The sequence below is a fragment of the Aquabacter cavernae genome, from assembly GCF_003993795.1.
Taxonomy (GTDB): domain Bacteria; phylum Pseudomonadota; class Alphaproteobacteria; order Rhizobiales; family Xanthobacteraceae; genus Aquabacter; species Aquabacter cavernae.
Genome location: NZ_RWKV01000008.1, coordinates 101,120 through 123,565, shown reverse-complemented (window position 1 = coordinate 123,565; position 22,446 = coordinate 101,120). Strand labels below are relative to the sequence as shown.

The following is a 22,446-nucleotide window of genomic DNA, read 5'->3' as shown; positions in this document are numbered from 1 at the left end:
TCAGCGCGCCCCCGACTGCCCGGCGGCGGGAAGGGTCTGGCCGACGCGATCCAGCATGAAGGGCAAGAAGGGATTGGAGGCGATGCGCATCAGCACCTCCTCGCTCACCGTGAAGGTGCCACGCTCGCCCCGCGCCACCAAATCGCCGAGCCGGATGCCGAAATCCTCCGCCGGATCGGGCGCGATGCCGTAGAGCCCGTCGGAGACGGGAAAAGGCATGGCCACATGGGAGAGGGAATAGACCGTCGGGGGATAGGCCTGCGGCGCGGGCAAGAGCTGGCGCGCGATGCTGGTGCCGCCCGCTTCCACCACCTGCACTTCCGCCTGCGCCGTGTCTGCCGCGGAGGTCGCTACAACCACGCTGCGGAACGGGCGCGGCGCAGCCGGCAACAGCCGCCGCAGGGCGCCCTTCGCCTCCTCGGTCAGGAGGAAATCCAGCGTGGCGCCACGATTCACATCGAACAGCACCAGCTCGCTGCGCCCCGAGGGCAGGCGCATGTGTAGGCCGTTGATCACCGCCTGCGTGCTCACCGTATGGTCCACCACGGACTGGAAGCTCAGCACCGCCGGGAAGTCCGCGAGGCGGCCAGACAGCGCCGTCATGCGTGCCTGAACCGCTTGGGTGAGGGCATAGGATTGCTGCGCGGCATTCACAGGGAAGGAATTGTACTTGAAGGGGTTGAATTCCGGCATGAGGTCCAGCCAGCGGGCCGCGGCGAAGCCGGGCAGATAGGCCGGCAGCGCCGCGAGCCCCGCAAAGCGCGCGAAGGGCGTGATCCCGATCATGGGCGAGACCAGCACCACCTGGTCGGGCTTCACCAAAGCGGGCTCGGCGATCGCCTCCAGCGTGTGAAGCACGGCAAGGGCGCCGCCATTGGAATAGCCCACCAGATGCACGGGCTTGTCCGGCCCCGCCAACTGCCGGGCCTCGCGCAGGGCGAGCCGCACCGCGGCGCTCCAGTCCTCCCATTTGATATCGGTGAGTGCGCCGGGCACCGTGCCATGCCCGGGCAGGCGCAGGCCGAGGGCCACGAAGCCCCGGTCGGCATAGAGCCGCGCGAAGTGGCGCAGGCTGTAGGGGGAATCCGTCAGGCCATGCAGCAGCACCGCCACGCCCTGGGGAGCGCCCGACGGCTGGATCACGAAGGAGCGGTTCCAATCGGCCGGAAAGCGGCCGGGATAATTGCGCGCGTCGGTGAAATAGCGATTGAGCGGGGTCCGCTCCGCCTCAGGCAGCTTGTCGGACACATTGGCCTGGACGGCGGTGAACAGGCGCTCTTCGGCGGCGAGATAGGCCGCCCAGTCGGAGCGATCCAGTTCCGCGATGCTGAGTTCCGCAGGTGCATAGGTGTGCCAGAGGGAGAGTTGGGGGCCGCGCCAGATATCGAACGCCCGGAAAGCCAGTCCCGCCAGGACGAGGACGAGGGCCACCACGACGATCCGCACCGCGAACCGAGCCAAAACCGTGACAAACCGCACCCCTGCCCCTCCCCTGCCCGCGCCCGGAAGCCCAATGGCCCGAGCCTGCCGGCTCCGCAGATCGCGATTCGATCTGCCTATGCGCGGCCCACACAATGGGCCATGGCCGCTGCGCTATCTACCCCGCCGGCAAAGGAAGCCAGGGCGCGGCGGCAGGTGCTGGAGCGACCAAAGGGCTTATAAATGCAGGGATGTTGAAAAATCCGGATCCCCTGCCTTCTTTAAGACAAGATGCCGAGCGATAAGCTCTCAACTCAGCGCGCGGATCGGTCTTTACGGATCATCCTTCGGGGAATGCACGGATGTACTGCAGCCCCGCGCGACGCTGAACGAAAAGCCTCGCCTCGCAGCGGGGCTTTTTTGTTTTCGGAAGCCGCCTGCGGGACGAAGGTTTTCCGGCCGATAGATTTTAATCAGCTTCCCCCGAAGGCAATCAGCCACGCTGTGACGCCGTGGTCAGCCGCCCACACACCATGCGGCGAATGCCGCTTGCCTGAACGCCCGCACGACCTGACAGCCTCTCCTAGAGTGTTTCCGAGCGAAGTGTGAAGCGGTTCGCGTGAAGGAAACGCATAAAGACAAAGAGAGTGAGCGTTTCAGCGTTTCCATGAAAAGCTGAAACGCTCTGAATTCTCACCATCCACCAACCGAGGCACCGATCGCTCTTCGGTAAGCCTCAGGCGAGATCATTCTCCCCCACGGGACTTGGCGCGCCGCCCAAACCCGCCGGCTTCTTCCGCTCGGGCTCCGCTTTGATAGGCGCTGACTTGGTCTGGAGGCGTGATGTCTTGGGCTTGGCTGGTCCGCTCTCATGAGGCTTGGCGGCCTGATGAGGCGGTCGTCGTCGGGCGTTCTCCATGGGCACCTCCTGCGTTTGGCTCTCAATCACCAACGCCGGGCGCGACACACCGTTTCAAAATTTCCGGTTCCTACCGCAAACCAGCGGCAGGCATCCGGGTGCTCAGCGAGGCAAAAACACCACTAGATGCCCGCTCTAAGCGAGACTGGCGCGCTCTTCACAATGCCGCCCCTTACCCCCGGCGGCTATGAATACGTTGACAATCCGGCTCGCGGAAACCAGCCCGATAGTAGCAAATCGTCCGATCGGGAAGTTCTACTCGCGCATAAAGCGCACCGTGTTGACGGGGAGAGTATCCCAACACCTGAGTAATCGCATCGTCTGCGCTTCCAGCGCACACGCGAACCCTCCCCGCCTGGAAGGCGGTGTGATCCGGGAAGAGACAGGTTACGTGATAAGGTGCCCGTGCTTCCATGGAGATCTCCTGTCCATCATTTGGACAAGTCCCTCGATAGCAATCGAACGGTTATCGGCACCAATTCCAGCGAACCACGAGCCGAGCCGATTTTCGCCAAAGCGCGGGCCGATTGCGAAGCTACCCAAAACGAAAAGGGCCGCCTTGCGGCGGCCCTCTTCAAACCCTTGATAGTCAAGGATACTTTGGTTGCGGGGGCAGGATTTGAACCTGCGGCCTTCAGGTTATGAGCCTGACGAGCTACCGGGCTGCTCCACCCCGCGTCAGAGCCGACAGGTGATCCGGCGAACCGGCATGTCGGTGAGGGGTATGTAGCCCCCCGGGCCGGTAATTGAAACCCCTGGAGGGATAATTTTATCGCATGCCAGGAATGCCTGTGGACATCCCCGGCCTCACTCCGTCTCCACGTCCCGCGCCGCCCCTTGCGCCGCAACGCGTTCCGCCTTGCGGGCGGCAGCGGCTTCATTATGCGCGATCTTGCGAGCCTCGCGCCCCGCGCGCCCTTCCACCAGAGCCGTGATCATGCCGTGCAGGGTCGCGAGATCCTGCTTGGTCAGCGCAACGCGGTGGAAGATGTTGCGGATGTTGCGGGTGGTGGAGGGCTGCTTCTCCGGCGAGCGGAAGAAGGACGCCTCCGTCAACGCCCCCTCCAGATGATCGAAGAAGGCGAAGAGATCCTTCTTCTCGGCTGGGGGCGAGCGCTCCGGCTGAGTGAAGGGCAATGCGCCGCCGCTCGCCGCCTTGAACCACTCATAGGCCGTGACCGCCACGCACATGCCGAGATTGAGCGAGGCAAAGGCCGGGTTGACCGGCAGCGTCAGGATGGCGTCGCACAGCGACACCTCCTCCGTATAAAGGCCGGTGCGCTCGCGGCCGAACACCAGGGCCACCTCTTCTCCGGCCGCAAGGCGGCTGATGGTCTCCGCCGCCGCGGCATCCGCACTCAGGACGGGCTTGGCCATGCCGCGCTCACGGGCAGTGGTGGCGAAGGCATAGCGCACGTCCGCCAAGGCGGAGCGCAGGTCCGGAAAAAGCTGGGCGGTCTCCAGGATGCGGTCGGCGCCCGCCGCGAAGATATGGGCGCGCTCGTCCGGCCACCCATGGCGCGGATTGACGAGGCGCAGGCGCGACAGGCCGAAATTGCCCATGGCGCGCGCCGCCGAACCGATATTGTCGCCGAGCTGGGGCTCCACAAGGATCACCAGCGGGCCGCCTTCGGCCCAGGGCTTCGTGCTGTCTGTTCCAGAACCGGGCATGGGGCTCTCTTGCATGGCAGGCGGCGCCCTGTCGAGAGCTTCGCGCGCGGCGCGCGTATTCCGCGCCGCAATCGGCCCGGAGCGGCTTCTTTCTCGCGGTTGCGAGTGCTATAGCGGCCCGGCTAGGGATCATGGCGGCGGCATGATGTGGGGCGCGCGCCGTGCCGCATGGCCCTTTAACCCAAACGCTCTCAGAGCGCCCCGAAAGGTCGTCCACATGGCGAAGATCAAGGTGGCTAACCCCGTTGTCGAACTCGACGGCGACGAGATGACCCGGATCATCTGGCAGTATATCAAGGATAAGCTGATCCATCCTTATCTCGACCTCGATCTGGAATATTACGATCTCTCGGTCGAGAACCGCGACGCCACCAACGATCAGGTCACCATCGACGCGGCCGAGGCCATCAAAAAGCATGGCGTCGGCGTGAAGTGCGCCACCATCACGCCCGACGAAGCGCGCGTGCAGGAATTCAACCTCAAGGAAATGTGGAAGTCGCCGAACGGCACCATCCGCAACATCCTCGGCGGCGTCATCTTCCGCGAGCCCATCATCTGCCAGAACGTGCCGCGGCTCGTGCCGGGCTGGACCCAGCCCATCGTGGTGGGCCGTCATGCCTTCGGCGACCAGTATCGCGCCACCGACTTCAAGGTCCCCGGCAAGGGCAAGCTGACCATCTCCTTCGTGGGCGAGGACGGCACGAAGATCGAGAAGGACGTCTACAATTTCCCGAGCTCCGGCGTGGCCATGGCCATGTACAACCTGGATGACTCGATCCGCGACTTCGCCCGCGCGTCGCTGAATTACGGTCTGATCCGGAACTACCCGGTCTATCTCTCCACGAAGAACACGATCCTGAAGGCCTATGACGGTCGCTTCAAGGACATCTTCCAGGAGGTGTACGACGCCGAGTTCAAGGCCGAGTTCGAGAAGCGCAAGATCCACTACGAGCACCGCCTGATCGACGACATGGTCGCCTCGGCGCTCAAGTGGTCCGGCGGCTATGTGTGGGCCTGCAAGAACTATGACGGCGACGTGCAGTCCGACATCGTGGCCCAGGGCTTCGGCTCGCTCGGCCTCATGACCTCCGTGCTCATGACGCCGGACGGCAAGACCGTGGAGGCCGAGGCCGCCCACGGCACCGTGACCCGCCACTATCGCGAGCACCAGAAGGGCAAGGAGACCTCCACCAACTCCATCGCCTCCATCTTCGCCTGGACCCGTGGCCTGTCGCACCGCGCCAAGCTCGACAACAATGAAGAGCTGGCCAAGTTCGCCGCCACGCTGGAGAAGGTCTGCGTCGATACCGTGGAAGCCGGCGACATGACCAAGGACCTCGCCCTGCTGGTGGGCGACAGCCAGAAGTGGCTCTCCACCACCGGGTTCCTGGACAAGATCTCCGACAACCTCACCAAGGCCATGGCGTCCTGATCAGCCATTTCCTCGCGGCCGGCCCCTTGCCGGCCGCGAGTTTTCCAGCTTGCAGCCCCTTCTTCAGCTTCGTCTCTTGCCCGCGCCGCCCGCACATGCCGGCCGCCTTTGCTCCAGAGCCGGATGCCCTCTTCAGCAGCCATCCATAGCCCGCTCAAGCCGACTGAAAGCGTGCGTCGCGGCCATTGCGGGGCGGCACGACAGCGCATCGCCATTTGCAGGCTAGGGGCGGCTCCGTTCGGTTCTGCATAACACGGGCACGGCAACGGCGCGGCGAGCGGAATTGGCAACTTGTTACCGCCGCCGAAAAGTAGGCGCTCCCTTCGACCGTCGCTTTCCGCTGCTTTAAGCGCCTATGTGTCCGCGCCCTGCTCGATCCGCCCGCGTTCTTTCTCCCGCGCCGCGTCGATGCGTGCCTGGACGGCCTCTTCTTCAAGGCCGAGGGACAGCAGCAGATGGGCGCAGAGCTGTAGGCTCGCCTCCACTGTCTCCGGAATGACCTGCGACACACCCAGCGCCGACAGCGCGCGGGCATGGGCCGTATCCTTCACCCGCGCCAGAATGAGCGCGTCCGGCCGATGGTGCTGAATGCTGCGGACCATGCGATCGGCAGGCTCGGCGGCATCCAGCGTCACCACGAAGGCGCTCGCCCCCAGGGGATTTACCCGCTCCAGGATTTCCGGCCGGCTGGCATCACCCAGGAACACCTGGCGCCCCGCCGCCTGCTCCGCCCGCACGCAGCGCGGGTCCGCATCCAGCGCGACGAACGGCACGCCCGCCGCCTCCAGCGTCTCCGCGATGATCCGCCCGACCCGCCCGAAGCCGCCGATGACCACATGCCCCGTTGCAGGCGCTGTGACGGACGCCAGGTCTTTCGGGTGCTCCCGGCGCTCCAGCACGCCCCGCGCCACCCCGCCGAGCCGGGCAAGGAGCGGCGTGAAGACCAGCGAGAGCGTGACCACCGACACGAGGAGGCTCGCCCCCTCATGGTCGATGATTCCGGTGGTGGCCAGCAGGCCGAGAACCACGAATGCAAATTCCCCGGTCTGGGCCAGCAGCAGCGCCAGTTCTCCCCCCAGCGGCCGCGCCACGGAGAAGATGCGCGTCGCCAGATAGGTCATGGCGACCTTCACCGCCACGAGGATGGCCACGCCCATCAGCACCAGCGGCAGGCGCGGGAGCACAGCCGCCGCATCCACCCCCATGCCCACCGAGACGAAGAACACGCCGATGAGCAGACCCTTGAACGGCTCGAGATCCACGCTGATCTGGTGCCGGTAGGCGGTGCCGCTCAGCAACATGCCGCCGAGAAAGGCGCCGAGGGCGGAAGACAGGCCCGCCGCATGGGTGAGCCCCGCCGTGCCCGCGACCACCACGAAGCTGATGGCCATGATGAGGTCCCGCGATCCAGTCCCGGCGGCCACCGCCACCAGCGGGGCCAGAAGGAAGCGCCCGGCGAGAAGGATGATGCCGATAGCCGCAACCGCCTTGGTGAAGGCGAGGCCGATCAATTGCAGGACGCTGTCGTCCTGCGTCCCCAGGATCTGGGCCGCCAGCAGCACCGGCACCACCATGAGGTCCTGGAAGAGCAGGACGGCAAGCGCACCCCGGCCGAGCGGGGACAGCACGCGGCGCTCGGCGCTGAGAATTTGCATGACGACCGCCGTGGACGACATGGCGAAGGCAAACCCCACCACCATTGCAGTGCCGGCGGCGACACCGAAAAGCACGCCCACCAGCGCCAGCGCCGCGCCGCAGAACAGCACCTGGAGCAAGCCGACGCCGAACACCTCCCGCCGCAGAGACCAGAGGCGGCCGGCGGAAAACTCCAGGCCCAGCAGGAACAGGAGGAAGATAATGCCCACCTCGCCCACCACCGAGACCTGCTCGATGTCGGAGATGGTGACAAAGCGCACGAGCGGCAGCCTATCGGCCAGCAGGCCCAGCCCATGGGGGCCAACAAGCGCACCGATGAGGATGAAGCCCACGACCGCCCCGATCCGGGCCCGCTGGAACAGCGGCACCAGGACTCCCGCGGCGACCAGATAGACAAACGCATCCTTGGCCCAGAAGCCGTGCTCCATGCGCCTTCCCCATGGCGCGGGGCGGAACGCCCCGAATCATTCCCAGGCACCCGAAGGCACCAAACGGATGGCCTGCACACGCCCGGCGCCGTCCCCGGAGCGATCAAACCAGGCCCTGCTATTCCACGCGCCCCGCTATCCCGCTGGTTGGGTCAAGCCTTCGGCCATCATGGCCCGGCGCATGACCGGCTCGACCATCGGTGCCGAATCACACGCGCCGCAGGATATCCGCGTGCAGAGCGGGCCATCCGTCACAAAATCCGGTCCCCGACACCGATCCAACCAGCAAGCTCAATCGTGCCGGGTATCGGCGCATCTTCGCGAGATCACCGCCGCGCCCGCCGACACGCGAAACCGGCATAAGCGCAGCGCCCGCGTCATGCGGATGGGGTCTGAAACAGCAACAATAAAATCGGCCCGGTCACAACCGCCAATCGGGTGATCCCTCACCTGAATGGCGGTCGGTGTCGGAACATTCAGCCCCGCTTAAAAAGGCAGAGCGCGCAACGATTGGCGCACCACACGATCAAGGCACGTCAATCGGCTTTTCGCGCCACACAATGCAGCCTGTGCGCGAAGAACCTCTCGCGCGACACCTCAGGTACGCAGGCTTGCCTTGCATGCCGGGCCGGCAACCCACCGGCTCAAGCTCCGTTCGTCACCATATGCTCAACCGGCGAGCGCGGCCTCGATGGCAGCGAGGGCCTCGTCGGCCTTGCCGCCGTCCGGGCCACCGCCCTGCGCCATGTCCGGTCGCCCGCCGCCGCCCTTGCCGCCCAGGGCCTCGACACCGACGCGCACCAGCATCTGGGCGTCGAACCGCCCGGCGAGATCGCCGGTCACGCCCACCACCAGCGCGCCCTTGCCGTCCGCCGCCACATTGGCAACCGCGACGACGCCGGAGCCGATCTTGGTCTTCCCCTGGTCCACGATGGACTTCAGGTCCTTCGGATCGGCGCCTTCCATGAGGATGCGCAGATAGCGCGTGCCGGCCACCTCGATGATGGCGGGACCGCTATCCCCGCCGCCACCCATGGCGAGCTTGCGGCGCGCGTCGGACAATTCGCGCTCCAGCTTGCGCCGCTCTTCCACAAGGGCCGCGATGCGCGTATCCACCTCGCCCACGGGTGCCTTCAGCGTGGCGGCTGCCGCCTGCAGGGTCGCATTGGCGCCGTTGAGATAATGGCGCGCCTGGGTGGCGGTCAGGGCTTCCACCCGCCGCACGCCGGACGCCACCGCGCTCTCGCCCACCACGCTCACAAGGCCGATGTCACCCGTTCGCTTCACATGCGTGCCGCCGCACAGCTCCACGGAGAAGGACGCGCCATTGCCCGCGTCCGTCCCCATGGTGACGACCCGAACTTCGTCGCCATACTTCTCGCCGAACAAAGCGCGCGCGCCGGAGGTGATGGCGTCGTCCACCGCCATGAGGCGAGTCTCGACCGGCTCGTTGCGCAGCACATAGGCGTTGACGATCTCCTCCACCTCGGCGAGTTCGTTGTCCGTCATGGGCTTGGGGTGGGAAAAGTCGAAACGTAGCCGGTCGGGCGCCACCAGCGAGCCCTTCTGGGCCACATGATCACCCAGCACACGGCGCAGCGCCTCGTGCAGCAGATGGGTGGCGGAATGGTTGGCGCGCACGGCAGAGCGGCGCGCATGGTCCACCTCCAGCGCCAAAGCGGTGCCCCGCGCCAGCGTCCCTTCGGCCACCTGCACCTCGTGCACGAAGAGATCGCCCAACTTCTTCTGGGTGCTGAGCACCGTGGCGCGCACGTCCTCACCCACCATGAGGCCGGTATCGCCCACCTGGCCGCCGGATTCACCATAGAAAGGCGTCTGATTGAGGATGACGAGCCCCTGCTCGCCCGCCTTGAGGGCCTCCACCTCGGCGCCGTCCTTCACCAGGGCGCAGACCACGCCCTCCGCGCTCTCGGTGTCGTAACCGAGGAACTCGGTCGCGCCCTCGCGCTCCTTGAGGGCGAACCAGACGGTATCGGTGGCCGCCTCGCCGGACCCCTGCCAGGCGGCACGGGCATCCGCCCGCTGGCGCTCCATGGCGGCATTGAAGGCACTGAGATCCACCTTGATGCCGCGCCCGCGCAGCGCATCCTCGGTGAGGTCCAGCGGGAAACCGTAGGTATCGTAAAGCTTGAAGGCCACATCGCCGGGGAAGCTCGCGCCGGACACAAGGCCCGCGCTCTCTTCCTCAAGAATGCCGAGACCACGCTCCAGGGTGCGACGGAAGCGGCGCTCCTCAAGCAGCAGCGTCTCCTGCGCCAGCGGCTCAGCCCGGGCGATCTCGGGATAGGCGCGGCCCATCTCGCGCACCAGGATCGGCACGAGGCGGTGCATCAGCGGGTCCCGGGCGCCGAGAAGCTGCGCGTGGCGCATGGCTCGGCGCATGATGCGGCGCAGCACATAGCCGCGACCTTCATTGGAGGGCAACACGCCATCGGCGGTCAGGAAGACCGATGCACGCAGATGGTCGGCGATCACCCGGTGACTCGCCTTCTGCGGACCGTTCGCGGACACGCCGGTCAGTTCCGCGACCTCGGCGATGATCGCCCGCATGAGGTCGGTCTCGTAATTGTCGTGGGTGCCCTGAAGAAGGGCCGAGATGCGCTCCAGCCCCATGCCCGTATCGATGGACGGGCGTGGCAGGCGCACGCGCTCCCCGCCGGGGAGCTGCTCATACTGCATGAAAACGAGATTCCAGATCTCGATGAAACGGTCGCCGTCCTGGTCCTCGGAACCGGGAGGACCGCCGGGAATGTGCGGGCCGTGGTCGAAGAAGATTTCCGAGCAAGGACCGCAGGGGCCGGTATCGCCCATGGCCCAGAAATTGTCGGAGGTGGGGATGCGGATGATGCGATCGTCGGACAGGCCCGCAATCTTCTTCCACAGAGCGTGGGCCTCGTCGTCCTCGGAATAGACGGTGACCAGCAGGCGGTCCTTGGGGAGCTCAAATTCGCGGGTGATGAGGTTCCAGGCCAGCTCGATGGCGCGGTCCTTGAAATAGTCGCCGAAAGAGAAATTCCCCAGCATTTCAAAGAATGTATGGTGCCGCGCCGTATAGCCGACATTGTCGAGGTCGTTGTGCTTGCCACCCGCCCGCACGCACTTCTGCGCGCTCACCGCCGTGGAATAAGGCCGCTTCTCGACGCCGGTGAAGACGTTCTTGAACTGCACCATGCCCGCATTGGTGAACATGAGGGTCGGATCGTTGCGCGGGACCAGCGGCGAGGAGGACACCGCCTCGTGACCTTCCCGGACGAAATAGTCGATAAAAGTCGACCGGATCTCGTTGACGCCGCTCATCTGCTGACCACCATTACGTCTCGACCGCCGCCCGGCGCGCAACGCGCCGCCGGCCGCCCGATCCGCGCATCGCCCAATTTAAGGGGACACAAGGCCGGGACGGGGAATTTGTCCCTTTAGCGATGACGTTTCCGCTTGTCCAGAAAAGCGGAACCTGTCCCCCCACGACGCCCCCCTTATGGCCGCCACAGGGGCATTCTCCAGCCGCCTTGAAACCATCAATCAGGGCGTACAAGCCGCGCTTCCATCCACCGAGCCGGGACAACATCCGGACAGAGCCCCTCGGAAAGGCCCAGACTGTCTCATCCTGGCCAATCCGGGCAACAGCCTCAGGCTTCCGGCGGCTCGCCCTCCTCACCGTCCACCGGCGCACCCGCCAGAATCTGATCGGCGATGAGGCCCGCATTCTGACGGATCGCCGCCTCAATGCGATCGGCCACTTCCGCGTTCTGCTTCAGGAAGGTCTTGGCGTTTTCACGCCCCTGGCCCAGCCGCTGGCTGTCATAGGAGAACCAGGCGCCGGACTTTTCCACAATGCCCGCTCGTACGCCGAGATCGAGAAGCTCTCCGGTCTTGGAGACGCCCTCGCCGTACATGATATCGAACTCCACCTGCTTGAAGGGCGGGGCGAGCTTGTTCTTCACCACCTTCACGCGGGTCTGGTTGCCCACCACCTCGTCGCGCTCCTTGATGGCGCCGATCCGGCGAATATCCAGGCGAACGGAGGCGTAGAATTTCAGCGCATTGCCGCCCGTCGTGGTCTCCGGCGAGCCGTACATGACGCCGATCTTCATCCGGATCTGGTTGATGAAGATGACCATGGTGTTGGACTTGGAGATTGAGCCGGTGAGCTTGCGCAGCGCCTGGCTCATGAGCCGCGCCTGCAGGCCCGGCTGGCTTTCGCCCATCTCGCCGTCCAGCTCTGCCCGGGGCGTGAGGGCCGCCACCGAATCCACGACCAGCACGTCGATGGCGCCGGAACGCACCAGCGTGTCGGCAATCTCCAGCGCCTGCTCACCCGCATCGGGCTGGGAGATGAGCAGATCGTCCAGATTGACCCCGAGCTTGCGGGCATAGATCGGATCCAGCGCGTGCTCGGCATCAATGAAGGCGCACGTACCGCCGCGCTTTTGCGCTTCCGCGGCCACATGAAGCGCGAGCGTCGTCTTGCCGGACGATTCGGGGCCGAAAATCTCGACGACGCGCCCGCGCGGCAAGCCGCCGATGCCGAGTGCGATGTCCAGGCCGAGCGACCCGGAGGGGATGCTCTCCACCTCCATAGCCTTGCCGCCCTTGCCGAGCCGCATAATCGAGCCTTTGCCAAAATGCCGCTCGATCTGAGACAGCGCGGCATCGAGTGCCTTCGTCTTATCCATTGAGGAACCTTCGACGAGTCGGAGTGTGGCCTGAGTCATCACCGTGCCGCCTTCTAAGCGCAAGGGCTTTTCCAATGGAGATTTTGTACTTCATTTGTTCTAGGTTCGCAATATGTTCTCAAGCTCCCTCCCTATCTTTCGGCGAAATGGAAGGGTTTTCGCTTTTTGTCGTTTTTGAGGGGTCCGCTTGCCAGAGCTATTTGTCGCTCTTTCGGCCGCAAACCCTTGAAGTTGAAGGAAAGGCGCTATTCCTCAATAAACAGCCTGGCAAACGTCCAAACCGACAAACGACAGATAGATATGAAAGCCATTGATTGAAAAGAACTTTTTCGCCAACGCTGAAAGCGCGCTCAACCTGCGGCGCGGGTTGTTGGCCAACCTATTTTTCGGGCTCGGCGCCATCCGTAGACGCTCGGCGGCGGTGTGGCTCCCGAAGGTCTTCTATAGTTGGCCGAGCTCCCCCAAAACGCGGCTCGCGCGATACGCGATCGTACGCTTCACTAAGACGCACAGCTAATTCACCACCGTTTTTCACACACATCGCATGATCTTCGGCCTCTGTAGGTGTCGGCCGTTCTGACAAAAATAATTTCGGCCTCCTAATTTTCTTAAATCTATTTCTTTCAAAGAGATTCCAAACACACCCCAAACGGCATCATAAATAGCTGCATGCCCCAAAAGGCGATTTCCGACCTTAATTTATTGGAAAGATGAACCAAAATATTCGATAATCTTGAAAAGAAAAGTTGTCGGCATTCGGACTTCGCCAGACAAATAATTTTGAAGCGAACGATACGGAAGCTCAATAGCCTGACTAACAGACCAGGCGGAGCGCTTCCGCGCCTTCAGGAGAGCCCGCAAATCGCTCGCCAGCATTTGATCATCGTACGGCACTGAATAGCACCTATTTAGGTGTCATAAACATTGTCATGTTGCACCAGTTAACGCGCACCCCACCCTTATCGGTCGCGGATAGAGGCTTGGAACAGGGACGGCGAACTCGCATCCCTGTCCGGCGAGGACCGGCGAGGATTGCCCTCATCCGGAAAAGATCGACAGAAAGATCCGGAAATCGACACGGAGAGATAACGTACCCAAGAGTGCCATCAAGGCTTGGACGAGGCGCTGCGCCGGCCGCGTCAGTCCAGATAATGCAGGCGTTTCATCACGTCGCCATGGTCCGCAACGATACGCCTCGCCTGCTCCGCGCTTAATTTTCTGCGCCAGCCCCCTGCTTCTCCGGAACCGAAGAAGGTGCCGTCCCCCTTCCATTCCCGGAACCCTTCGACGCTCTCCTGCGCGCGCAACTTTCCGATCGCCGTCGCCTCCACGGCCGCAGCTATGGTTGCGGCATCCGCGGATAGCGCAAGGTTGGGGAGGACGCGCGCCAGTTCCCGCGCCGGGTCGGCCCGCAGATCTTCGAAGCGAACCACCGAGACCGGAAACGTCCCTGGCGCGAGCCAACTCCCCACGTTCGCGCTCCAGCTGCCCCAGCAATCCACCAGGCTGATATTCAACCGGTGGGGCGCAACGGCTATTCTCATGTCCGCACTGGCCATGATCTCAATGCTGCGATCGATCGTCATCCTGAGATGGCGCGCGAGGGAGATCGCCACGTCCCGCGGATCGCGAACCACATAGACGGCACCAAGCGAACACTCAGGCGGATGGAGCCAATCCCCATTTGCGAGAGGATAGCGATGTTCATGGGTTTTCAAGATGAGCGGCTTGGAGAGATTGGCGGCGCGGGCCCGCAGCACGGCTGGCCGCCACAAGAGCACTTCATCCGGCGTCAGATCGGAGGCCGACACGCCCATGGCGTCATCGAAAACGCGACGGTTTATGCCGATTTGCGGGGCGACAGAAATGCGGTTGATATCTATGCCCGCCCCAGAGAGACAGACTTGGATCATCAAGCGGAGCCACGTATTGCCCGACTTCGGATAAGATGCCAGCCAGTAATAGCCGCTCATGTCGCGCCGGCGCCTGCGAGGCCCTCCATATCCAAGACCAGCGCGGGTAGAGCGGCAAAATCGTCGCCCCGAATCCACTCGGTCACGGGTATCTCACGCATCAACGCAGCCAGTCCCTTAAACATCAACTGTCGCAGGCCCAGAGCGAGCGCCAATCTGTGACGATGGACGATATCATCGCGCGCCATCGCCTCCAGGCTCCCCAGCCGCCGCGAACCGCGGTGAGCGGGGAGCTCGGTGCGATGCAAGAGCACCATGTGCCCCGGTGGGATGGGCTCCTGCCGAAACGCCGGTGACGGGACCTGATACTTTTCAAAAGGCGCGCGCACGCGCGGCAAGTGGCCGGTCTCGACCCCCAACTCGATCGCCGAATCCTGCCAGAGCTTCAGCCGGGGGAAGGACGGCCAGATGCGCGTCGGCCCCGCGCCGCCGAACTGCAGCAAACACACGTCGTCGCTGATCAGGCGATGCCCCCGCGCTGCCAGCGCCCCCGCAAGCGTGGACTTTCCCGCGCCGGAAGCACCGGAGATGAGCAAAGCGCGGCCGCCGATCTCCACCGCGCTGGCGTGAAGCGGCAGCATGCCGCGCCGCATGCACAAGGCGGAGAACATGGTTCCCAGGAGGAACACGCGCACATCGTCCCCGGTGACCGGGCCTTCAGCATCGAGCGTGAGGGTAGAGCCCCCGTCCAGCCGATAGCGGCACACGCCGGGTATCTCCAGGCGCAGGCTGTCCGCGTCGAACTGGATGGCCGGGCTGAAGATCGTCGCCTGCGGCCCCAGGGGCGGAACCGGGCCGATGCGAACCTCGATATCAACCGCGCGTGCATCATCGGGCGGGAACGGCAAGAGTTCCGGGAGCGGAACCTCGCTCGACAGCCGCCAGCCGAATAGCCGATAATGAAGTGCCCCCGCCATGGCCGGGGAAGATAGGCAAGGCGATGCCTCCTGTCACGTTTGAGCCGGGGGGCTTCGTTATGCCGGGTATTGGCGGGATCGCGTTCGACCTGGACGACACCGTGATGCGCAGCGCCAATGCGCTGGACGCGGATTTGCCGGGGGAAACGGTCATCCTGAGCATCGCCGACGGCCGCTATTACGGGCTCTCCAATACCAGCCAATATATCTGGCAACGGCTTGCCACCCCTGTCCGGATTCGCGCCCTGTGCGGCGAACTGGCGGAGCGCTACGAGGCCCCGCCCGAGACCATCGAGGCCGGCACGTTGGAGTTCCTCGAAAAATTCCGGCACGTGGGCTTAATCGTCAAAGTCGGCACTGCGGCCGACACCGGGCGTCAGTCTTAATTTCAGAACGACCTCAGCGGCGTGCCATCAAGGCGCGCCGCAACTTTCAGAGGTCAGCGAAGGGCCTTAGGCTGGCACCGGGCGAATCATGGGGGGCATCGGGCGATGATGAGCGTGCCGTTTTTCGGGTTCTTCCTGGCATTTGCAGCCGTGCTGGCGGGCAAGCGGGGAGCGGCCGTGATCGCCTTCGCGCTCTCGCTGGCCTTCACGCTGCTGCTGTTCAAGCTGCACGCCACCGACCCGCTCGCCATCTCGCTTTGAGGCTGCCATGACACCCGCTCTGTCCCGCACCCTCAACGCGCTCGGCCTGCTCGGCATTTCCGCCGTGCTCGCGGTTGCCTTCATCGACCAGTTCGTGTTCGGCGAACTGCCCTGCCCGCTCTGCCTGCTGCAACGCGCGGGCTTCGTGGGCGTCGCGGTGGGCTTGGCGCTCAATGTGCGCTTCGGCCCGCGCCCGAGCCATTATGCCCTGGTGATCCTGGCCGCCGCCGTGGGCTGCGCCATCTCGGTGCGCCAGATGCTGCTGCATATCGCGCCCGGAGATCCAGGCTTCGGGCCGCCGCTGCTGGGACTGCACTTCTACACCTGGGCGACCCTGATCTTCATCGCCGCCATTCTCGGCAGCGCGGCCATGCTGCTGTTCGACCGCCAGTTTTCCTTCGAGCCCGCGCCCGCGGCCTGGAGCGCCGTCGCCCTGGTGGCCGTCATTGCCGGCCTCGTCATGGCGCTGGGGAACGGGGTCTCCACGGTGCTCGAATGCGCGGGCGGTCTCTGCCCCGACAATCCCACGTCGTACATGCTGCTGGACGACGGACCACTGAAATCCCTGCTCGGCCGGTAGTCACCGGCCGATACATAAGGGAAGCTGATAGGTTGGGTTCAAAACTTTTTCTTTTGGGAGCCGGGTTGAAGGTCTAAAGGCGGGGGTGGAGAAACGCCGGTTCGTATCATGCCCCCCTCCCTTCCCGCCCGCCTGGGCAAGCGCCTGTACGACGCCCCCTATCTGCTGTTGAGCCTCACCGCCTTCTTCTGGGCCACAAACATCGTGCTTGGGCGCCATGTGGCCGGAAGCGTGCCGCCCATCACGCTCGCCTGCGTGCGCTGGGCGCTGGCGACGCTGCTCATCCTGCCTTTCGCCTGGCGGCAATTGCGGGCCGACTGGCCCATCATCCTGCGGAACCTGCCCCTGCTCACAGTGCTGGCGGCGGCGGGCATCGCCTCCTTCAATGCCATGAGCTATTATGGGCTCCAGTACACGCAGGCCCTCAATGGCCTGCTGGTGCAGTCCAGTTCGCCGCTGCTCATCGCGCTCTGGAGCCTCCTGCTGTTCCGCGACCGGCTCTCCAAGGGCCAGACGGTGGGTATCGTCATCTCGCTGCTGGGCGTGCTGGTCATCATCAGCCGGGGCGATCTGGATGTGTTGCTGCACCTCAAGCCCAATATCGGCGATGTCTGGATCATCGTGGCACTGGTGATCTATTGCTTCTATGCGGCGATCCTGCGCATTCGCCCCCCCTTGGGGGCGCTATCCTTCCTGGCGACCATCATGGGGCTGGGAGCGATCCTTCTGGTGCCTTTCGCCGTGATCGAAGGGCAGTGGGTGGCGCCCCTACCGCTGGACCTGCGCACGGCGGCGGTGGTCGTCTATGTGAGCATCTTCCCCGCTCTGGTGGCCTATCTGTGCTTCAACCGGGGGGTGGAACTGGTGGGGGCAAACCGGGCGGCGCCCTTCTTCCATCTCATGCCGGTCTTCGGCTCGGCCCTCGCCATCCTGGTGCTGGGCGAGACCTTCGAGTGGTTCCACGGATTCGGCTATGCCCTGGTGATTGCGGGCATCTTCACCGCCACCCGCGCCAAGGCGGCGGGCGCGAAAAGCACGACCCCTGACATGTAAAAGGCCGCCGGGGTCACCGGCGGCCTTTCCATCGATGGGGATCGACACGCTTCAGAAGGCGAGGGCCTTGGCCTGCTTCACATGCGGCAGGGCCACCACCTTGGCCAGGATCTCGCCGGGCACGGGGCCGTCCACTTCCACCAGCGCGATGGCATCGCCGCCCTGGCGGTCGCGGCCCAGCGCGAAGGTCGCGATATTCACGCCGCCATCGCCCAGAAGGCTTGCGAAGCGGCCGATGAAGCCCGGCTTGTCCTCATTGGTCACATAGAGCATGGAGGGCGCGAACTCGGCGTCCACCTTGATGCCCTTGATGTTGACGATGCGCGGCACGCCATCGGCGAAGACCGTGCCGGAGACGGAGCGCTCATAGGTCTCCGTCACCACGGTGAGGGTGACGAGGCTGTCGAAATCGCCCTCGGCGTCGCGGGTGGTCTCCTCCACCACGATGCCCCGCTCCTTCGCCACGCTCGGCGCGGACACCACATTGATGTCGGCGAGCGCGGGACGCAGCAGCCCGGCCACCGCGGAGCTGGTGAGCGCCTTCACCTTCAGCTTCGCCACCTCGCCCTCATAGATGATGCGGATGGTCTTGATGCCGGTATCGGTGAGCTGGCCCGCGAAGGAGCCCAGCTTCTCGGCCAGCTCAATGAAGGGCTTCAGCTTGGGGGCTTCCTCGGCGGTGATGGAGGGGAAGTTCACCGCATTGGAGATGGCGCCGGAGAGCAGGTAGTCGCTCATCTGCTCGGCCACCTGGAGGGCCACATTCTCCTGCGCCTCGGTGGTTGCGGCGCCCAGATGCGGCGTGCAGACCACGTTAGGATGGCCGAACAGCGGATTGGTCTCCGCCGGCTCCACGATGAACACGTCGAAGGCCGCGCCCGCCACATGGCCGCTGTCGAGCGCGGCGCGCAGCGCGCCCTCGTCCACAAGGCCGCCGCGAGCGCAGTTGATGATGCGCACGCCCTTCTTGGTCTTCGCCAGGTTCTCGGCGGAGAGGACGTTCTTGGTCTTCTCGGTGAGCGGGGTATGCAGGGTGATCACGTCGGCGCGGGCCAGCAGGTCTTCCAGATCCACCTTCTCGACGCCGAGATCGATGGCGCGCTCGGGGGAGAGGAAGGGATCATAGGCGATCACCTTCATCTTCAGGCCAACGCCCCGCTCGGCGACGATGGAGCCGATATTGCCGCAGCCGATGATGCCCAGCGTCTTGGCGGTCAGCTCCACGCCCATGAAGCGGTTCTTCTCCCACTTGCCCGCCTGGGTGGAGGCATCCGCCTGGGGGATCTGGCGGGCGAGCGCGAACATCATGGCGATGGCATGCTCGGCGGTGGTGATGGAATTGCCGAACGGCGTGTTCATCACGATCACGCCCTTGGCGGTGGCGGCCGGGATGTCCACATTGTCCACGCCGATGCCGGCGCGGCCGATCACCTTCAGGCGCGTGGCCTTCTCCAGGATCTTCGGCGTCACCTTCGTCGCGGAACGGATGGCGAGGCCGTCATAATTGCCGATGATCTCGGCCAGCTTGTCCTTGTCCTTGCCGAGGTCGGGCTGGAAATCCACCTCGATGCCCCGATCCTTGAAGATCTGGACGGCGGCGTCGGACAGCTTGTCGGAAATGAGAACGCGGGGGGCCATGGTCTGGGCTCCGGTATTGGGGTTGTGAAGACGGCCGCGCGCATGCAGCAAGCCGGTCGTCAAAGCCCTCTCCCGCGTGCGGGAAAGGGTTGGGAGGGGGAAATGGCGAGGCTTCACCACCGAGCGCACCGGGAGAAAGCCTTCGGCCCCCTCCCCAGCCCTCCCTCGAACCGAAGTCGAATGTTTTCGACTTCGGCACCTTTAAGAACCGAACGCGGCAAAAGCCGAGTTCGGGCCGGAGAGGGAGCACGCCACGCTTAAGGGCCGGCCCTCAGGCCGCCTTGGTCAGCGAGGACTTCGCCACGCCATAGGCCCAGTCGAGCCAGGGGGTGAGCGCTTCCACGTCGGAGCGCTCCACCGTGGCGCCGCACCAGATGCGCAGGCCCGCGGGAGCATCACGGTAGGAGCCGATGTCATAGGCGATGCCGCCCTTCTCCAGCCCTGAGGCGATGGCCTTGGCGAAGGCGGCCTGGGCGTCGGCGGGAAGCGCTGTCACGTCCGGGTCCACCACCTTCAGGCAGACGGAGGTGTTGGAGCGGGTCACCGGGTCAGACGCGAGGAAATCCACCCACGGCGTACGATGCACCCACTGGGCGATGGCCTCAAAATTGCGGTTGGACCGCTCCTGGAGGCCGGCAAGGCCGCCCACGGACTGTGACCAGCGCAGGGCGTCGATATAGTCTTCCACGCACAGCATGGAGGGCGTGTTGATGGTCTCGCCCTCGAAGATGCCTTCGATGAGCTTGCCGCCCTTGGTCATGCGGAAGATCTTCGGCAGCGGCCAGGCGGGCTTGTAGGTCTCAAGCCGCTCCACCGCGCGGGGGGAGAGGATGAGCATGCCGTGCGCGGCCTCGCCGCCCAGCACCTTCTGCCAGGAGAAGGTCACCACATCGAGCTTGGCGAAATCGAGCTTCTGGGCGAACGCCGCCGAGGTGGCGTCGCAGATGGTCAGGCCCTCGCGGTCGGCCGGGATCCAGTCCGCGTCCGGCACCATGACGCCGGAGGTGGTGCCGTTCCAGGTGAAGACCACGTCATGGCTGAAATCCACCGCCTTCAGGTCCGGCAGTTCGCCATAGGGGGCCGTCATGACGCGGGCATCGGCGAGCTTGAGCTGCTTGGCCACGTCCGTGACCCAGCCTTCGCCGAAGCTTTCCCAGGCGAGCATGTCCACAGCGCGCGCGCCCAGCATGGACCACAGCACCATTTCCACCGCGCCGGTGTCGGACGCAGGCACGATGCCGATGCGGTAGCCCGCAGGCACTTCGAGCACGTCGCGGGTGAGGTCGATGGCTTCCTTCAGCTTCACCTTGCCCACCTTGGCACGGTGGGAGCGGCCGAGGGGCGCGTCGCGCAGCGCGTCCAGCGACCAGCCGGGACGCTTGGCGCAGGGGCCGGAGGAGAAATTGGGGTTTTCCGGGCGGGTCGCCGGAGCATCATGCGTCGTCATGTCAGTCCATCCTTACAGATGGGCGCTCTTCGTTGGGGAAGAGTGTCCCGGCGCCTCGATACGCCCGGCGCCGGGCAAAGGCAAGGCGAGACACGGTTGGAGCGCCTGTTGCCGTCAGTGCCGATAGGGGTCAGTCGTCAGCGGGATCGCCATCCTCGTTCGACTGCTCGGCGTAATAATACCCCTCCTCCCAAAGCCCGGCCTCCTCCGTGCCAGCCTTGTGTGGGTTGTCCAAGGGACGTTCTCCCCTGGAGAATGCCAACTTTCCTTCTTCTAACGGATCAGACGCCATAAACACCTCCCGCGCTGCTCCGTCATATGGGGGGCGTATAAACAGATGCGAGGGGCCAGCTAACTCCGGCTACGCACAAGCTGCGCCCCTCCCCCTCACTTAGTCCTTCCGGTTCAGCAGCACCTGCGTCTCGCGGGTCAGGCGGTCGGCGAAGGCGCTCACCTCGCCCGCCACTGTGCTCACCCCGTGCGCGGCCTCCCGGATCTCGCTGACCGCGCGCGAGACGCCGGTGACGCTCGCGCTCACGCCGCGATTGCTCACCGACTGCTCCTCCATTCCGGACGAGATGGCCGTGAACACCTCCGAGAGGCGGCCGATATTGCCCGTGATGTCGGTGACGGACGCGGCGGCGGCGGCGCTGGTCTGCTGGACGGCCGTCACCTGGTCGCGGATGTCCTTGGTGGCGGCGGCGGTCTGCACCGCCAGGGCCTTCACCTCCTGGGCCACCACGGCGAAGCCGCGCCCCGCCTCCCCCACCCGCGCCGCCTCGATGGTGGCATTAAGCGCGAGCAGGTTGGTCTGGGAGGCGATCTTCTCGATGAGGGCGGTCACGGTGCCTATGCGATCCACGCTGCCCGCAAGGCCGTTCACCAGTTCATCGGTGGCACCGGCCTTGTGGGCCATGTCCCGCGACATGTCGGTGGCGCGCCGGAGCTGGTCGGAGACCTCGTCGAACGAGGCGGACATCTCCACCGCCGAAGCGGAGACGGCGGAAACCATCTGCTCGGAGTGCTCAGCGAGGGAGAGCAGGCGCTCGCTGGAAGACTGCACGCGGTCGGCAGTGCTGCTCATGGCGGAGACCACCTGCGTGACGCCATCCGCGAGGGCGACGCTCTGGGTCATCCAGGTCCAGGTGAGCATGGGCCCCATATAGGCGCCGGTCTCGTCGGTGATGGCGGTGATGCGCAGGTCCAGCGTCTCTGGGCCGGCCTTGATGCGCGCATTATGCGGGAGGTTGCGCGGGTCCGCGAGGATCTCGCGCACCCGGCCGGGCATCTTGTGGAAGACATCGATGGAGGAGCCGATGAGCTGGTCCGCCGTGATGGGCAGATAGCGCTCGATCCGGCGCAGGGTCTCGATGCTCGCCTTGTTGGCATAGTCGATGAGGAAGTCGCCGAGCGTACAGGTCATGACGTTGACGGGCATGTCATCGACCATCTGGCGCAGGCGGCGGGCCGTGGCGGAGAGCACGGGCTCGGTCGGCGCGAACGTCACCAGCGCGTAGCCCTGATGGCCCCGCCCGGCTTCCATGACATCCAGTTCGACCTGCAACGCATGCCCACTGAGGTCGATGCGCCGCTGGAGCGGCAGCCCCTCGCGCTTGGACAAGGCACGGGCGATGGCGGCGAAGTCGGGATGAAGGTCCGCCAGCGCCGCGCCCACCATGGCGCCGGGCGCCACGGGCAGGGCCTGCGCCATGTCGGCGAACGCCGCCTGGGCCCGGCGGTTGACGTAAAGGATGACGAGGCTCTGGGGATCGCAGACAAGAACACAGGTGGGCAGGCGCTCGATGAGTTTTGTGTCCATGGCAACCGGCGCGCTCTGCCGACGCAGAGCGTGTAATCCCTCAAACCCCATCATGATCCTCCTTCGGCCGGACTCACCCAGCCGCGTGGCCCCCCACCTGCCTTTCTGAGCCGACAAGGCTTGTGTGAAACTTGAGCTAGATCATCCGGATGG

General features: G+C 65.0%; 15 protein-coding genes and 1 tRNA gene. 5 read left to right on the top strand and 11 right to left on the bottom strand.

The window, feature by feature from the left end:
* The 3 genes from EJJ38_RS05380 to EJJ38_RS05370 all read right to left on the bottom strand — a co-directional run bounded on the left by EJJ38_RS05380 (position 1) and on the right by EJJ38_RS05370 (position 4,009).
* On the bottom strand, positions 1-1,479 hold the full coding sequence (locus EJJ38_RS05380; protein ID WP_245454127.1) for an alpha/beta hydrolase: 1,479 nt from the start codon (positions 1,477-1,479) through the stop codon (positions 1-3).
* A 1,460-nt stretch (positions 1,480-2,939) separates the two neighbouring features.
* Positions 2,940-3,016, bottom strand: a tRNA-Met gene (locus EJJ38_RS05375).
* Positions 3,017-3,145: 129 nt separating this feature from the next.
* Positions 3,146-4,009, bottom strand: coding sequence for an RNA methyltransferase (locus tag EJJ38_RS05370; protein WP_127089098.1), 864 nt, complete (start codon positions 4,007-4,009; stop codon positions 3,146-3,148).
* A 217-nt stretch (positions 4,010-4,226) separates the two neighbouring features.
* Here EJJ38_RS05370 and EJJ38_RS05365 point away from each other — a divergent pair, with 217 nt between their 5' ends.
* On the top strand, positions 4,227-5,441 hold the full coding sequence (locus EJJ38_RS05365) for an NADP-dependent isocitrate dehydrogenase (protein ID WP_127089097.1): 1,215 nt from the start codon (positions 4,227-4,229) through the stop codon (positions 5,439-5,441).
* Positions 5,442-5,794: 353 nt separating this feature from the next.
* Here the strand turns inward: EJJ38_RS05365 and EJJ38_RS05360 are convergent, their stop codons facing one another.
* From EJJ38_RS05360 to EJJ38_RS05340, 5 genes are all read right to left on the bottom strand, one after another.
* The gene (locus EJJ38_RS05360; protein WP_127089096.1) at positions 5,795-7,525 is read right to left on the bottom strand and encodes a cation:proton antiporter domain-containing protein; all 1,731 of its coding nucleotides are present in this window, start codon (positions 7,523-7,525) and stop codon (positions 5,795-5,797) included.
* A 669-nt stretch (positions 7,526-8,194) separates the two neighbouring features.
* On the bottom strand, positions 8,195-10,843 hold the full coding sequence (gene alaS / locus EJJ38_RS05355; RefSeq protein ID WP_127089095.1) for an alanine--tRNA ligase: 2,649 nt from the start codon (positions 10,841-10,843) through the stop codon (positions 8,195-8,197).
* 329 nt (positions 10,844-11,172) lie between these two features.
* The gene (recA, locus tag EJJ38_RS05350; protein ID WP_127089094.1) at positions 11,173-12,258 is read right to left on the bottom strand and encodes a recombinase RecA; all 1,086 of its coding nucleotides are present in this window, start codon (positions 12,256-12,258) and stop codon (positions 11,173-11,175) included.
* A 1,100-nt stretch (positions 12,259-13,358) separates the two neighbouring features.
* Positions 13,359-14,192: a sulfotransferase domain-containing protein gene (locus EJJ38_RS05345; RefSeq protein WP_127089093.1), complete on the bottom strand. Its 834-nt coding sequence runs from the start codon at positions 14,190-14,192 to the stop codon at positions 13,359-13,361.
* Positions 14,189-15,109, bottom strand: a complete 921-nt coding sequence (locus EJJ38_RS05340) for an HPr kinase/phosphorylase (protein ID WP_127089092.1) — start codon at positions 15,107-15,109, stop codon at positions 14,189-14,191. Before EJJ38_RS05340 ends, EJJ38_RS05345 begins: the two co-directional genes overlap by 4 nt.
* Before the next feature lie 59 nt (positions 15,110-15,168).
* Here EJJ38_RS05340 and EJJ38_RS05335 point away from each other — a divergent pair, with 59 nt between their 5' ends.
* The 4 genes from EJJ38_RS05335 to EJJ38_RS05325 all read left to right on the top strand — a co-directional run bounded on the left by EJJ38_RS05335 (position 15,169) and on the right by EJJ38_RS05325 (position 17,389).
* Positions 15,169-15,495: a PqqD family protein gene (locus tag EJJ38_RS05335; RefSeq protein ID WP_164738424.1), complete on the top strand. Its 327-nt coding sequence runs from the start codon at positions 15,169-15,171 to the stop codon at positions 15,493-15,495.
* Positions 15,496-15,603: 108 nt separating this feature from the next.
* Positions 15,604-15,756 (top strand): DUF5993 family protein, encoded by a 153-nt coding sequence (locus EJJ38_RS20255; RefSeq protein WP_245454126.1) that lies wholly within the window; start codon positions 15,604-15,606, stop codon positions 15,754-15,756.
* A gap of 7 nt (positions 15,757-15,763) precedes the next feature.
* Positions 15,764-16,336, top strand: coding sequence for a disulfide bond formation protein B (locus EJJ38_RS05330; RefSeq protein WP_127089090.1), 573 nt, complete (start codon positions 15,764-15,766; stop codon positions 16,334-16,336).
* A 108-nt stretch (positions 16,337-16,444) separates the two neighbouring features.
* On the top strand, positions 16,445-17,389 hold the full coding sequence (locus EJJ38_RS05325) for a DMT family transporter (protein ID WP_127089089.1): 945 nt from the start codon (positions 16,445-16,447) through the stop codon (positions 17,387-17,389).
* A gap of 51 nt (positions 17,390-17,440) precedes the next feature.
* Here EJJ38_RS05325 and serA read toward each other — a convergent pair whose 3' ends face one another.
* The 3 genes from serA to EJJ38_RS05310 all read right to left on the bottom strand — a co-directional run bounded on the left by serA (position 17,441) and on the right by EJJ38_RS05310 (position 22,293).
* Entirely contained in the window at positions 17,441-19,027 is a 1,587-nt protein-coding gene (gene serA / locus EJJ38_RS05320) for a phosphoglycerate dehydrogenase (RefSeq protein ID WP_127089088.1), read from the bottom strand.
* Positions 19,028-19,298: 271 nt separating this feature from the next.
* Complete coding sequence (locus EJJ38_RS05315) at positions 19,299-20,474, bottom strand: phosphoserine transaminase (protein WP_127089087.1); 1,176 nt, start codon at positions 20,472-20,474, stop codon at positions 19,299-19,301.
* Positions 20,475-20,865: 391 nt separating this feature from the next.
* Entirely contained in the window at positions 20,866-22,293 is a 1,428-nt protein-coding gene (locus EJJ38_RS05310) for a methyl-accepting chemotaxis protein (protein WP_164738423.1), read from the bottom strand.
* Positions 22,294-22,446 lie beyond the last annotated feature (153 nt).